Genomic DNA, 13,098 nt, shown 5'->3' on the forward strand with positions numbered 1-13,098 from the left:
CGGGCCCCCGCCGCCGGAACACATGGCCGGTCGACAACCCGAACATCCGGCCGAGGTCGGCGTGAAGGCGGACAGCCGCGCCGAACCCTGCACACACCGGCGGACTCCGGCACCCTGGAGGAATGGGAGCGTGGGAACTCCTGCTGGCCGGAGCGGTCGTCCTGCTCGGCGTCTGCGGGGTCTTGACGCCCGGGGTCCCCGGGTCCTGGCTCGTGTGGGCCGGCGTGCTGTGGTGGGCGCTCAACGATCCGCGCCCCGCCGCCTGGGCCGTCCTGGTCGGCGCGACCCTGCTGCTCCTGCTGGCCCAGTTGCTGCGCGCCCAGCTCACCCACCGGCAGGATCCGCGCACCACCGCCCTGGGCCACCGGCCTTCCCTGCGCGGCTGGGCGGGAGCGGGCGCGTTCCTCGGCTTCTTCCTGGTGCCGGTCCTCGGCGCGGCCCCCGGCTTCCTGACCGGCCTCTACCTGCACGAACGCTTCGGCGAACGCCGCCGCCCCCGCGAGGCGAGGGCGGCGGTACGGAGCCTGATGCGCTCCGGCGGCACCGCCCTGCTGATCGAGCTGTACGCCGCCCTCCTGGTCCTCGGCGCCTGGCTCGTCACCGTCCTGGTGCGATGACCGTACTGCCGGAGTGAACAGCCTGGAATGCGCACGTCCGCGTGGGGTGAACCCGCTCCGCGTCAGCCCCTGAGCTTCTTCAGGTCCACCGCCCGGGCCAGCGCCAGCATCCCCGCGTCGTTGAAGTGCAGGTGGTCCCCCGGATCGAACGCCGGCCGGATCCGGTCCGGCCGCTTCGGGTCGCGGACCGCCGCGTCGAAGTCGACCACAGCGTCGAACGGCGCCTCCTCACGGATGTACCGGTTGACCTGCTGCCGCAACGCCTCCCGCCGCGCGGTGTGGGCCAGGTGCCCCCCGTACGGCGTGAGGGTGGCTCCGATGACGCGGATGCCCTTGGCGCGCGCCCGTTCGGCGATCGTCCGGTAGGCCTTCCGGTAGGCCTTGATCCCGTCCCGGCCGGCGGCGTCGGTCATCACGTCGTTGATGCCCTCCAGCACGATCACCGCGCGCACCCCGCTGCGCCGCAGCACGTCGGCGTCGAGACGTTCGAGCGCGCTCGGTCCGGACCGGTCGTTGAGGACGCGGTTGCCGGAGATGCCCGCGTTCAGGACGCCGAGCCGGTGCCGGGGCGGCAGGGCGGCGAGGCGGTCGGCGAGGCGGTCGGGCCAGCGCCGGTTGCTGTCGGGGGTGGTGCCGACGCCGTCGGTCAGGCTGTCCCCGAGGGCCACGACGCTCCCGGCGGCCCGCGCGGTCCGCACGTCGACGCCGGTGACGTAGTACCAGGACCGCACCGTCGAGGTGTAGTGCGCGCCGCCGACGTCCGCGGTGCGGTCTGCGCCGTAGGCGAGGAAGTTGGTCTGCTTGGCGATCCGGTGGTAGGTGGCCGGCCCGTCGTCGTGGGGGGTGTGGACGGTCACCAGCAGGTTGGCGTCACCGGGCACCTGGAGGCGCACCGGGTCGCTGACGATCTCCTTCCCCGCCGGGACGACCGCCGTGGGTCTGCCGTCGAAGAGCACCTGGCGCATGGTCCCCGGGACGGCGTCCGGACGGGGGAAGTAGCCGTGCTCCTGCAGTGCGAGGGTGACCGAGCCTAGGTGGAGCGGACGGATGCCGAGCCGGTTCGACAACCGGACGCGGGCCGTCGTCCCGCCGACGCTGGTGTGCACCACGTTGCGGATGGACGCGCCCGGCAGCGGCAGTGCGGTACCGGAGGCGGCGGCCGCCCAGGTCCCGGTCCATTTCTCCGTCGCCCCCCGGCGGTCGGGCGTCGCCGCGTGGGCCGGCGCGGTGCCCAGCAGGAGCAGCAGCAGCGCCACGATGACCCGTACCGCCTTGACCATGTGTTCCGTCCTCCGCACTGTTCAGTTGGCCATGCGTCAGGTGCGCCGGGCACACGGCAGCCGTGCGCCGGGCGCACCCGAAGGTCCCACAACGTAACGCGGCCGACACGGAGCGTGTCGGCCGAGTCGTCGAGATACACCCGCACGAGGGGTGGTCGCGGAGGTTTAGCCCGAAGTCGGCGGGGTGACGGTAGCCCGTTCGGCCGCCGCCGCCCCGCCCCGGCCGGGGCCGTGCGACTACCGCGCCCGGCCCCGCTTGGCCTCCATCGCGGCCCGCCCCTCGGCCCCGCGGCGCTTCCACTCCCGCCGCATCTCGGCCCGGGCCCGGGCGTCGGTCTTGGCCACGATGTACTGGTTCTCGCGGAGCAGCTTGCGGTAGCTCTCCAGCCGCCGCTCGGGCAGTTCGCCCGAGTCGAGCGCGTCGAGCACCGCGCATCCGGGCTCGGCGACGTGCGCGCAGTCCTGGAACCGGCAGTCGGCGGCCAGCTCCTCGATCTCCGCGAACACCTGCCCGACGCCTCGTCCGGCGTCCCAGAGGCCGACACCGCGCAGGCCGGGGGTGTCGATCAGCACGCCGCCGCCGGGCAGCGCGAACAGGTTGCGGGTGGTCGTGGTGTGCCGCCCCTTCCCGTCCACGTCGCGTGCGGCCTGCACGGTCATCGCGTCCTCGCCGAGGAGCGTGTTGGCGAGGGTCGACTTCCCGGCGCCCGACTGCCCGAGCAGCACGGTGGTCCCGCCGGCCACGCTCGCGGCGAGGACGTCGACGCCCTCCCCGGTCTCGGCGCTGACCGCGAGGACCTGCACCCCGGGCGCCGTCCCCTGGACGTCCTGCACCAGGTGCCCGAGCGTCACCGGGTCGGGCACCAGGTCTGCCTTGGTCAGCACCACCAGCGGCTGCGCCCCCGATTCCCAGGCAAGCGCCAGGAACCGCTCGATGCGGGCGTACTCGACCTCCACGGCCATCGACACGGCGACGACCACGTGGTCCACGTTCGCGGCGAGGACCTGGCCCTCGGACCGCTTCGACGAGGTGGACCGCACGAACGCGGTCCGCCGCGGCAGGTACTCCCGCACGTACCGCGGCTCCCCGCCGACCGGGTCGACGGCGGCCCAGTCGCCGGTGCAGATCACCCGCAGCGGGTCGTGCGGCGTGACGAACGCGGTGTCCGCGCGCACCACACCTTCCGACGTGACCACGTCGCACTGCCCGCGGTCCACCCGGATCACCCGCCCGGGCACCAGCCCCTGCGCGGCGTGGGGAGCGAACTCGGCCTCCCACCCCTCGTCCCAGCCGAAGCGGGCGAGCGGGTGCGACGAAACCGAGGAAGGAGAAGAGAGATTCAAGGGAAACCCTTCGAAGGGCGGCCCCGGCACGGCGCGTCCGTCGACGCGCGAGGAAGGAGTGAGGTCAGCCGGAGGCCACGGAGGTGAACGGAACGAACTGCTGGACGCGGGCAAGGCCCATCACAGAGACAGCCATCGGTCACACCTCCCGGAAATCCTCGACTCGAACGAACAGCACTCACCGAGTGCCTCGCGAACACGGCAGAGTCTAGACCCGCCGACGACCGCGCGCATCAGGTTTTACCGCCCCGCAGATTCCGCACCGGGACAGGTGAATGCCGAGGAGGCGATGCTCCTCGGCATTCGGCGTGGGGCGTTGTGCACCCGGTGAATCAGGCGGACGTTCTCCAGCCGTCGGGGCGCTTGCCCGGGTGTACGAGGAGCGCGGCGAACCGGACCGGGCTGGCCGCCTGATCCTGTACGGCCTGACCTCTGATGGCGCCCCCGCGGACCCCTGGCTGCCCCGGCGCGAAGGCCACGAGCCGGGCGGAGGCCATAACGCGATCGGCGGCTGAAGCACGGTCGTTCGCGGCGGGTGCCGCGACCCGCTACGTTGACGGCTGTGCCGACGTACCTCGACGACATGGGGACACCCGTGGGGCTCCCCCGGCCGCCGCGGCGCGTGGTGTCCCTGGTGCCGTCCCTCACGGAGGCGGTGGCCGAGAGCGTTCCGGAGGTCCTGGTCGGGGCGACCCTGTGGTGCACCCGGCCGGCCGGTCTCGACGTCGCGCGGGTGCGGGGCACCAAGAACCCCGACCGGGCGGCGATTGCGCGGCTCCGGCCGGACCTCGTGATCGCCAACAAGGAGGAGAACCGGGAGTTGGACGTGGCCCGGTTGCGCGCGGCGGGCATCCCGGTGTGGGTGACCGTCGTCGAGACCGTCCCCCAGGCCCTCGACTCGCTCGGACGGTTGTTCACCGAGGCGCTCTCCGTGCCCGTTCCCGGCTGGCTGACGACGGCCCGGTCGGTGTGGGGCGGCCCGCTCCCGCCCGTGGCCGCGACGGTGGCGGTGCCGGTCTGGCGCGATCCCTGGATGGTGGTCGGGCGGTCCACCTTCGCCGGCGACCTGCTGCGCCGGGCCGGCCTCGCCAACGCCTTCGCCGGCCACCCGGACCGCTATCCGCACACGAGCCCGGAGGAGATCGACCGGCTCGGCCCGGACGCCGTCCTCCTGCCGGACGAGCCGTACGTGTTCACGGCAGAGGACGGGCCGGAGGTCTTCCACCGCACGCCGACCCGCCTGGTCTGCGGCCGGCTGCTCACCTGGTACGGGCCGTCGCTGCCTCGGGCGCACACCGTGCTGGCCGACCTCGTCTCCGCGCTCGGCCCACCGGCCGCGCGGTCCTGACGGGGCGTCGGGCGGGAAGTCGACGGAGCGGTGAGGGCACAGGACGTGCCCCCGCGGGCCGGGGTTCAGCCGGGGGACGCCGCCGTGATGTGGCTCAGGACGCACTGCCACCGGCCGTCGCGCCGAACGAACACGTCCGTCGTCCACTCGTCGGCGTCGAAGCGCGTGCCCAGGTGGTGGGCGGTGTTGGTCACCCTGCCCGTGAGGACCGCGGTGTCGCCGTACACGCGGATCCGCGGCCGGCCGGCGGCGGCCATCGCCGAGTGCCGCAGGGTCCCGGTGGCGACGAGGGAGAGGAAGTGGTCCTTGGTGGTGAGGCCCGACTCGGAGACGATGACCCACTCGTCGGCCATGAAGCGGCCGATGCGGGCGGGGTCGTTGGAGACGATGGCCTCCGCCCAGTCCTCGGAGACCGCGCGGAGCCGCGCGTGGACGGGGTCCTCCCCGGAGACGGAGACGGGGTCCTGCGGGGGTGTTCCGGTGTTGTCGCCCATCGTCCGACGGTAGGGCTCCGGGGCCGCCGGTTCACGGAGGCGGGCAGGCAGGTCGCCCACCGGACGGCTCTCGTTCGCCGCCCTCGGGCGGGCCGGGGAGCGGTGACCGGCCATCACTCTGGCCGGATGTGGCCTCCGTGTTCCCCCGTCCCCTCGCGCACACTGGTGACTCCCACCACCCCCACACCGAGCATCGGTGTCCCGCGCTCCGGGAGGCCCAGGATGCCGCGAGAGACGACGCCGGACGGCGGCCGCGCGACACTCCGGCCCTCCCCCGGGACCGGGACCCGCACGACCCGCACCCGGGCGGCGGAAGTCGGGGACCGGGTCGAGGACTGGGTCGGAGACCGGGTCGGGGACCGGAAGCGGCCGGGCCGTGCGCGGCGATCCGCCTAGCCGATTACGCCGCCCGGCCGGAGGGCTGCTCCACGCCGGCGCCTCCGTCCTGTTCGGCGTGGCGGGGCACGCGGCCGCCGGGGGCGGGCTGCCCGGCCCCGGGGTGCTGGCGGGCACGGCGGCCGCGACGGCGGCGCTGAGCTGCGCCTTCACCGTCCGGACCGGGCGGCGCCGGTTCGAGGCCGCGGTGCTGGGGACCGGGGCGCAGCAGGTGTTCCTGCACCTGGCTCTGCACCTCCTGTCCCGGCGGGCGGGCCATCCCGGCCCGCATGCGGCGGGCACCGGGCCGGTGCGGCACGCGTCGTCGGCTCCCGCCCCGGTGCACGAGCACGCCGGCCCCGCCGCCGTGACCGTGACGGGGATGGGTGCGGCCCACCTGCTGGCCACGTTCGGGGCCGTGCTGGTCCTGCTGCGCGGGGAGCGGCTGCTGCGGCTCCTGGTGCGGCTGCTGGCCCACGGGCTCCGTCTTCCGCCCGGCGCCGCGGCCGTCCCGTGTCCGGAGACGGCTTCCGTGCCGGCCCCCGTCGGCCCGCCTCCGTTGTCCTTCGGGGCCCGTCTGGCGCGTGCGCGCACCAGGCGCGGCCCTCCCCCGGTGGTCCCGGCCGCCCGCCCCGTGCGGGTCCGGCCGGACCGTTCCCGTCCGGACCGGGTCCGGGCGGGACGTCGTCCTGTCCACCTTTCGCAGCGCGCCGCGTCGCGGCGTGCCGGACAAGGGATCACCCATGACCACCACGGACACCGGCCCGGTCGCGGAGCCGGGCATCCCGGGCGTGCCCGGCGGGCGCCGCCCCACCCGTTCGCGCCAAGGCCTGCGCGCCCTGATCGCGCGGTTGCACTTCTACGCCGGCGTGCTCGTCGCGCCGTTCCTGTTCCTCGCCGCCCTGACCGGGCTGCTGTACGCCTTCACCCCGCAGTTCGACCAGCTCCTGTACGGCGACCGGCTCACCGTGGAGGCGGTCGGCGACGCTCCCCGTCCGCTGGCCGAGCAGATCGAGGCCGCCCGTGCGGCCCATCCCGAGGGGACGATCGCCTCGGTGGTGACCCCGCCGGGCCCGGAGGACACCACGCGGGTCGTGCTGTCGCTGCCGGAGCTCGGGGAGAACCAGCGCACCGTGTTCGTCGACCCGTACACCGCCGAGGTGCAGGGCGAGTTGACGACCTGGTGGGGCGCCACGCCGCTGACCGCCTGGCTCGACGAGTTCCACCGGAGCCTGCACCTGGGCGACCTCGGCACCCTCTACTCGGAGCTGGCGGCGAGCTGGCTGTGGGTGGTGGCCCTGGGCGGGCTGGTGCTGTGGATCGGGCGCTCCCGGGGGCGCCGCGCGACCTCGGTCCGCGGGGTCCTGCTGCCCGACCGCTCGGCCTCCGGCGTCCGCCGGACCCGGAGCCTGCACGCGGCGACCGGGGTGTGGCTGGCGCTGGGCCTGTTCTTCCTCAGCGCCACCGGGCTGACCTGGTCCGAGCACGCGGGCGCGCGCTTCGACCGGGCGGTGGACGTCGTCCGGGGCCAGGCGCCGGTGCTGGACACGAGCCTGCCCGGCTCGGGGCCGGGCGACGGCGGCGGCGAACACGCGGGCCACACCGGCGGGGGCGGTGAGGCCGCCTCCGGGACGGATCCCGCGGACTTCGGGACCGCGCTGGACACGGCCCGCGCGGCGGGTCTCGGCGGAACCGTGGTGGTCACCCCTCCGGCGCGGGAGGGCACGGCCTGGACGGTGGCGCAGAACGACAACACCTGGCCGGTCCGCTACGACAGCGTCGCCGTCGACGTCGGCGCGGGCGAGGTCACCGACCGCACCCGGTGGGCCGATCATCCGCTCGCGGCGAAGCTGAGCAAGCTCGGCGTGCAGGGCCACATGGGCGTGCTGTTCGGCCCGGCCAACCAGATCGTGCTGGCGGCGGTCGCGGTCGGCCTGATCTACGTGCTGGTCTGGGGCTACCGCATGTGGTGGCAGCGCCGGCCCACCCGGGACGGCGACCGCGCGCCTGTCGGCAGACCCCCGGTGCGGGGGGCGTGGCGGAGCGTGCCGCTGCCGGTGCTCGTCGTCGGCGTCCCGGTCGTCGCGGCGGTGGGCTGGGCGGTGCCGCTGTTGGGCGTGACGCTGCTGGCGTTCCTGCTCGTGGACGCCGCCGTGGGCGTCTTCCGCCGACGCCGTAGTTGACCGTCGTGGGGCGCGGGGCCCGCGGGCCCCTCGCCTCCTCAGCCAGAGCTCTGTGCGGCCTCGGGTGCCTCAGAAGAGGTCGTCGCCGGGCAGGCCGGCGGCCTGGCGGATCCAGCTCACCAGGAGTTCCTCGTCGGGCTCCTGGTCCTCGCGGATGTCGAGGTAGCGCACCTGCTCGTGCTTCGAGACGCCCGGCGGGAGCGGGTCCAGCGACCGTCCGTTGAGCCAGGTGACCTTCACGTACTTGTCGAAGCAGTGGAAGCTGAGGAACCAGCCGTTGCCCTCGACGCCGTAGAACGGCGAGTTCCACCGCACCGCCTTGCGCACGGCGGGCACGGTGCGGACGACGAGGTCGTCCAGGAGCCGGCCCACGTCCTGCTTCCAGCCCGGCATGGCGTCGAGGTACGCCTGGACCGGGCCGTCTCCGTCACCCTTGGGGATGCGCGGATTGCCGCCCGACAGCAGCGGCGGTGTCCCTGATGCGCCGTCGTCCATGCGGGGATCGTAACTGCCACCCACGGGCCCCGCGCGGCCGACGGATCCGGCCGCCGCGCCGGGCGGTGGTCAGACGACGGTGGCGCCGCTGTCCGGTTCGGGGTCCGGCTCGCTCAGCTGCTCGCGGACGTAGTTCCACACGACGGCGATCAGCGCGGCGGCCGGCACGGCGAGGAGGCTGCCGACGATGCCGGCCAGGCTGCCGCCCAGCGTGACCGCCAGCAGGATCACCGCCGCGTGCAGTCCGAGGCCCCGGCTCTGGATCATGGGCTGGAAGACGTTGCCCTCCAGCTGCTGCACGCCGACGATGATCGCCAGCACGATCAGCGCGTCGGTCAGGCCGTTGGAGACGAGGGCGATGAGGACGGCCACGAAGCCGGCGAAGAGGGCGCCGATGACCGGCACGAAGGCCGAGACGAAGGTCAGCACCGACAGCGGCAGCACCAGCGGCACGTCGAGGATCCACAGGCCGATGCCGATGAGGACCGCGTCGATCAGCCCGACCAGCGCCTGCGAGCGGATGAACGACCCCAGCGTGTCCCAGCCGCGCTCGGCGACGGCGGGCACGTGGACGGAGAGGCGGCCGGGCAGCTGCCGGGTGAGCCAGGGCAGGAAGCGCGGGCCGTCCTTGAGGAAGAAGAACATCAGGAAGACGGCGAGCACGGCGGTGACGACACCGTTGATCACGGTGCCCACGCCGGTGACGACGGCGGACACCGCGGACCCCATGCTGTCCTGGACGCGCTCGACCGCGGAGTCGAGCGCCTGGGTGATCTCCGCGTCCTCGATGTTCAGCGGAGGCCCCGCGGCCCACTCGCGCAGGTGCTTGAGGCCCGCGACCACGCCGTCCACCAGTTCCTCGGACTGCGAGGTCACCGGCACGGCGATCAGGGCCACCACACCGGCCGCGATCACCAGCGACAGCACGGTCACCACCGAGGCCGCCAGGGCGGCGGGCCAGCGGTGCTGCCGCAGGAAGCGGGCCATGGGCCAGGTGAGGGTGGTGAGGAAGAGGGCGACGACCAGCGGCCACAGCACCGGCCACATGCGGCCCAGGAGCCACAGCGCCGCTGTGAGCACCAGGCCGATCAACAGAAGGTCGGCGGAGGTCCGCGCCGACGTGTGCAGCGCTGTACGGGTCCGCGTGGCACTCAACCTGGCAGGCATGGGATCACTCTAAGGGGTTGGTCCGGCGGGGTGTTGGGGGGTTCCTCTGTTACCGAGTCGGTCACTGCCTCGGTTACCGCCCCGGTCACTCGTGCCGCCCGCCGGCCAGGAGCGCGTCGAGGAGACGCAGCAGTTCGCCGGTGCGGCCGCCGCCCGCCGGGGCCGCCGGGTAGCGGCGCAGGACGTCGACGACGGCGGGGGTGGCCCGCTGCGCCGCCCGCCGCACGTGGTCCTCGCCGACGCCGCGGTCGTCACCGGCGAGGAGTTCGGCGGCCCGCGCGGCGTGGGCGGCCGAGCCGAGGATGTGCTTGACCTGCGTGGCCTTGGCCAGCGGGTGCAGATAGGCGGCCCCGGCCGCGGCCATGGCCGCCCGCGCCGCCTCGCGCGCGGCGGGTCCTTCCGCCTCCCCGGCGGCCTTGAGCGCGGCCCAGGCGGTGTCGCGCAACGCCTTGCCGCGTTCCCCGCCGCCGGCGAACTCCCCGGCGGTCTCGATGGCCCGGCGCGGGCGCGGGTCGTCCGGCCGTTCCTCCTCGAAGACCGCGAGGACGGTCCGCGCGCAGGCGGCGGCGAAGCCGGTCACCTCGCGGAGGTCCTGCCGGGTGAGCTCGATCTCGGTCTCGTCCGCCTTCCGCGTCATGACGCCATCCTCGGGCATCGCCCCGCGGCGCGGCCCGCCGGGTGACGACGTCACGGCGGGACCGCCCCGGAGCGGCGGGCCCGCCCCGATGCCGGGGCGGGCCCGCCGTGGGCGTCAGTGCACCTCGGTGACCGTCCCCGCGGCGACGGTCCGGCCGCCCTCACGGACGGCGAAGCCGAGGCCCGGCTCGAGCGGGACGGCGGTGCCGAGCTCGACCGTCATGTCGACGGTCTCCCCGGGCCCGGCGGTGCCCGCCTCGCCCAGGTCGACGTCGCCCACCACGTCCGCGGTGCGGATGTAGAACTGCGGGCGGTAGCCGGTGGACACCGGGGTGCGGCGCCCGCCCTCGCGCGTCGACAGCAGCCGCGCCCGCGCGGTGAACCGGTGGCTCGGCGTGACGCTGCCCGGCGCGGCGACGACGTGGCCGCGGCGCACCGCGTCCCGGGCCACGCCCCGCAGCAGCAGCGCCACGTTGTCGCCCGCCTGCGCCGACTCCATGGGCCGGCCGAAGGTCTCCAGCCCGGTGACCACCGACTCCAGCCCCGCGCCGAGGACTTCGACCCGGTCACCCGTGCGCACCGTGCCCCGCTCGACCGCGCCGGTGACCACGGTGCCGCGCCCGGTGATGGTGAGGACGTTCTCCACCGGCAGCAGGAACGGCGCCTCCAGGTGCAGCTCGGGCATCGGCACGTACGAGTCGACGGCGTCCAGCAGCGCCTCGACGGCCTCCACCCAACGCGGCTCCCCGGCCAGGGCCTTGAGCCCCGAGACCCGCACGACCGGCAGCGACTCGCCGGGGTAGCCGTGTGCGCTCAGCAGCTCGCGGACCTCCAGCTCCACCAGGTCGGTGAGTTCCGGGTCGCCCGCGTCGGCCTTGTTCAGGGCGACGACGATGTGCTCGACGCCCACCTGCCGGGCGAGCAGGACGTGTTCGGCGGTCTGCGGCATCACCCCGTCGAGCGCGGAGACCACCAGCACCGCGCCGTCGAGCTGGGCGGCGCCGGTGACCATGTTCTTCACGTAGTCGGCGTGGCCGGGCATGTCGACGTGCGCGTAGTGCCGGGTGCCGGTCTCGTACTCGACGTGCGCGATGTTGATGGTGATGCCGCGCGCGGCCTCCTCCGGGGCCCGGTCGATGCGCTCGAACGGGACGTAGCGGGAGGCGCCGCGGTCGGCGAGGACCTTGGTGATCGCGGCGGTGAGGGTGGTCTTGCCGTGGTCGACGTGCCCCATGGTGCCGATGTTCAGGTGCGGCTTGGTGCGCACGAATGCCGTCTTGGGCATGGCTGTTCCTCGCGATGGCGTGCGATGGCGTGAACGTCCCGGCCCGCCGCCCGTCCGACGGGCGCGGGCCGGCCGGACCCCGGGAGGTGGTTCTCCGACCCTCCCCCTACGGGGTCCGCCGGAGGTTCTGTCCGGGGAGGGTCACCCTCGGGCGCCGTCGGCGGCCGCGAGGGGCAGGGCCGCGGGGAACGTCGCGGCAGCCTTCGGAGCATCCGCGACCGCGGATGCTGCGACGAGGGCGAAGGCGTGCCGGTTCATGCCGGGGAGCATGACGGAGGCGGGCGTCGGGCGTCGACCGGTTTTCCGCGGGGCTGTCGCCGCGGTGGCCGTGAGGGCGGCACCCGGAGGTTATTCAGGTGCCCGGCACTTGCCGGTGGTGCAGACTCGCGCGCATGGCGGAGATGACGACGTTCCGGGACGCGGTCGCGGGCTGGGCGGCCGGCGGATCCGCCGGGGCGGTGCCCGAGTTGGCGGCCCGGCTGCGGCTGCGGACGGCGGTGCTGCTGGAGGGGCCGAGCGACCTGGCCGCCGTCGAGGCGCTGGCTGCCCGGCGCGGCCGTGACCTGGCGGCCGAGGGGGTGTGCGCGCTGTCGATGAACGGCGCGATGAACGCGGGCCACTTCGCCCGGGTCCTCGGTCCTCCCGGCCTGGGTCTGCGGCTGACCGGCCTCTGCGACGAGCGTGAACAGCCCTACTACCGGCGCGGCCTGGAGCGGGCGGGCGCGCCGGGACGGGACGTCTTCGTGTGCACGGCGGACCTCGAGGAGGAGCTGATCCGCGCGCTGGGCGCCGAACGGGTCGAGGAGACGGTGCGGGCCGAGGGCGAGGTGCGCGCCTGGCAGACCTTCCGGAGCCAGCCCGCGCAGCAGGGCCGCCCGGTGGAGGGGCAGTTGCGGCGCTTCCTCGGCACCCGGAAGGGCCGCAAGATCCACTACGGCCGTGTCCTGACCGAGGCCTTGGGCCCCGGCGACGTGCCCGCCCCGCTCGATGACCTCTTCTCGAGTCTGTGACCTTCCCGAACGGAGATGGACGAGGAATGACCTCCCACCTGCACGCGCTCACCTTCGACGCGCTCGACCCCTCCCGCCTCGCGGGCTTCTGGGCCGGCCTCTTGGGCCGCGGACTCCGCGAGGACGCCGACGGCGCGGTCGTGGTGCTCCCCGCGGACCCGACCGGCGTGCCACTCCGCTTCGTCGCGACGCGGGAGCCCAAGTCGGCGCAGAACCGGCTGCACTTCGACCTGACGAGCGAGTCGGCGGCGGGGCAGAAGGCGACCCTGGCCCGGGTGTTGGAGCTCGGCGGACGCCACGCCGACGTGGGCCAGCTCCCGGAGGAGGGGCACGTGGTGCTGGCCGATCCGGAGGGCAACGAGTTCTGCGTCATCGAGCCCGGCAACGGCTTCCTGGCGGGCTGCGGCCCCGTCGGCGCGCTGGCCTGCGACGGTTCGCAGGCGGTCGGCCACTTCTGGAGCCGGGCGCTGGAGTGGCCGCTGGTCTGGGACGAGAACGAGGAGACGGCGGTCCAGCATCCCGCCGGGGGGATGAAGATCACCTGGGGCGGCCCGCCGCTGATGCCGCGGTCCGGCCGGGACCGGATCCGCTTCGACCTCGCCGTCGCCGCCGGCGGCGACGGCGACCTGGAGGCGGAGGCCGCCCGCCTGGTCGCCCTCGGCGCGAGCCGCAGCGCGGCGGAGGGCGACGGCCGGACGGTGTCGCTGACCGATCCGGACGGCAACGACTTCACCCTCCGCGCGACCCGCTAGGCCTGTCCGGCGGCGGGGGGCGGGGGGGGGGGGGGGGGGGGCCCGCGCGCCGCGGCCGCCCCGCCGGCCCCCGCCGGCGCGCAGGACCTCGAACAAAAACACAACACCCCCA

General features: G+C 74.8%; 13 protein-coding genes. 5 read left to right on the top strand and 8 right to left on the bottom strand.

The genetic code is table 11. The annotated features are described in order from the left end of the window. The first annotated feature begins 122 nt into the window (after positions 1-122). On the top strand, positions 123-617 hold the full coding sequence (locus tag ACWD3O_RS15160) for a DUF456 domain-containing protein (protein WP_451413337.1): 495 nt from the start codon (positions 123-125) through the stop codon (positions 615-617). A gap of 62 nt (positions 618-679) precedes the next feature. Here the strand turns inward: ACWD3O_RS15160 and ACWD3O_RS15165 are convergent, their stop codons facing one another. Both ACWD3O_RS15165 and rsgA read right to left on the bottom strand, forming a co-directional pair. Next, the gene (locus ACWD3O_RS15165) at positions 680-1,897 is read right to left on the bottom strand and encodes an SGNH/GDSL hydrolase family protein (RefSeq protein WP_451413336.1); all 1,218 of its coding nucleotides are present in this window, start codon (positions 1,895-1,897) and stop codon (positions 680-682) included. A gap of 237 nt (positions 1,898-2,134) precedes the next feature. Continuing rightward, entirely contained in the window at positions 2,135-3,241 is a 1,107-nt protein-coding gene (gene rsgA / locus ACWD3O_RS15170; protein WP_451413335.1) for a ribosome small subunit-dependent GTPase A, read from the bottom strand. A 562-nt stretch (positions 3,242-3,803) separates the two neighbouring features. Here rsgA and ACWD3O_RS15175 point away from each other — a divergent pair. Continuing rightward, complete coding sequence (locus ACWD3O_RS15175) at positions 3,804-4,589, top strand: helical backbone metal receptor (RefSeq protein ID WP_451413334.1); 786 nt, start codon at positions 3,804-3,806, stop codon at positions 4,587-4,589. A gap of 65 nt (positions 4,590-4,654) precedes the next feature. On the opposite strand, the gene ACWD3O_RS15180 is transcribed toward ACWD3O_RS15175, so the two are convergent. Together ACWD3O_RS15180 and ACWD3O_RS15185 are read right to left on the bottom strand one after the other, a co-directional pair. Next, a complete protein-coding gene (locus ACWD3O_RS15180) occupies positions 4,655-5,083 on the bottom strand; it encodes a nuclear transport factor 2 family protein (RefSeq protein ID WP_451413333.1) in 429 nt (142 codons plus the stop codon). 400 nt (positions 5,084-5,483) lie between these two features. Beyond that, on the bottom strand, positions 5,484-5,936 hold the full coding sequence (locus tag ACWD3O_RS15185) for a hypothetical protein (RefSeq protein WP_451416146.1): 453 nt from the start codon (positions 5,934-5,936) through the stop codon (positions 5,484-5,486). A gap of 265 nt (positions 5,937-6,201) precedes the next feature. Here ACWD3O_RS15185 and ACWD3O_RS15190 point away from each other — a divergent pair, with 265 nt between their 5' ends. Beyond that, positions 6,202-7,641, top strand: coding sequence for a PepSY-associated TM helix domain-containing protein (locus ACWD3O_RS15190; protein ID WP_451416147.1), 1,440 nt, complete (start codon positions 6,202-6,204; stop codon positions 7,639-7,641). A gap of 69 nt (positions 7,642-7,710) precedes the next feature. On the opposite strand, the gene ACWD3O_RS15195 is transcribed toward ACWD3O_RS15190, so the two are convergent. The 4 genes from ACWD3O_RS15195 to tuf form a co-directional block, all read right to left on the bottom strand. Beyond that, positions 7,711-8,136, bottom strand: coding sequence for a DUF1801 domain-containing protein (locus tag ACWD3O_RS15195; protein WP_451416148.1), 426 nt, complete (start codon positions 8,134-8,136; stop codon positions 7,711-7,713). A gap of 69 nt (positions 8,137-8,205) precedes the next feature. Continuing rightward, positions 8,206-9,303 (bottom strand): AI-2E family transporter, encoded by a 1,098-nt coding sequence (locus ACWD3O_RS15200; protein WP_451416149.1) that lies wholly within the window; start codon positions 9,301-9,303, stop codon positions 8,206-8,208. A gap of 85 nt (positions 9,304-9,388) precedes the next feature. Beyond that, entirely contained in the window at positions 9,389-9,940 is a 552-nt protein-coding gene (locus ACWD3O_RS15205) for a putative immunity protein (protein WP_451416150.1), read from the bottom strand. Positions 9,941-10,054: 114 nt separating this feature from the next. Then, complete coding sequence (gene tuf / locus ACWD3O_RS15210) at positions 10,055-11,224, bottom strand: elongation factor Tu (RefSeq protein WP_451416151.1); 1,170 nt, start codon at positions 11,222-11,224, stop codon at positions 10,055-10,057. 392 nt (positions 11,225-11,616) lie between these two features. On the opposite strand from tuf, the gene ACWD3O_RS15215 reads away from it, so the two are divergent. Continuing rightward, complete coding sequence (locus tag ACWD3O_RS15215) at positions 11,617-12,234, top strand: TOPRIM nucleotidyl transferase/hydrolase domain-containing protein (protein WP_451416152.1); 618 nt, start codon at positions 11,617-11,619, stop codon at positions 12,232-12,234. A gap of 26 nt (positions 12,235-12,260) precedes the next feature. Beyond that, positions 12,261-12,986: a VOC family protein gene (locus tag ACWD3O_RS15220; RefSeq protein WP_451416153.1), complete on the top strand. Its 726-nt coding sequence runs from the start codon at positions 12,261-12,263 to the stop codon at positions 12,984-12,986. Positions 12,987-13,098: the final 112 nt, after the last annotated feature.

Source organism: Streptomyces sp. NPDC002640 (genome assembly GCF_053592575.1).

Bases quoted from the DNA above. Each gene is read 5' to 3' on its own strand.
- ACWD3O_RS15195 (WP_451416148.1), bottom strand. From the start codon at position 8,136: ATGGACGACGGCGCATCAGGGACACCGCCGCTGCTGTCGGGCGGCAAT.
- ACWD3O_RS15200 (WP_451416149.1), bottom strand. From the start codon at position 9,303: ATGCCTGCCAGGTTGAGTGCCACGCGGACCCGTACAGCGCTGCACACG.
- tuf (WP_451416151.1), bottom strand. From the start codon at position 11,224: ATGCCCAAGACGGCATTCGTGCGCACCAAGCCGCACCTGAACATCGGC.
- ACWD3O_RS15205 (WP_451416150.1), bottom strand. From the start codon at position 9,940: ATGACGCGGAAGGCGGACGAGACCGAGATCGAGCTCACCCGGCAGGAC.
- ACWD3O_RS15160 (WP_451413337.1), top strand. From the start codon at position 123: ATGGGAGCGTGGGAACTCCTGCTGGCCGGAGCGGTCGTCCTGCTCGGC.
- ACWD3O_RS15215 (WP_451416152.1), top strand. From the start codon at position 11,617: ATGGCGGAGATGACGACGTTCCGGGACGCGGTCGCGGGCTGGGCGGCC.
- ACWD3O_RS15180 (WP_451413333.1), bottom strand. From the start codon at position 5,083: ATGGGCGACAACACCGGAACACCCCCGCAGGACCCCGTCTCCGTCTCC.
- ACWD3O_RS15190 (WP_451416147.1), top strand. From the start codon at position 6,202: ATGACCACCACGGACACCGGCCCGGTCGCGGAGCCGGGCATCCCGGGC.
- ACWD3O_RS15165 (WP_451413336.1), bottom strand. From the start codon at position 1,897: ATGGTCAAGGCGGTACGGGTCATCGTGGCGCTGCTGCTGCTCCTGCTG.
- ACWD3O_RS15220 (WP_451416153.1), top strand. From the start codon at position 12,261: ATGACCTCCCACCTGCACGCGCTCACCTTCGACGCGCTCGACCCCTCC.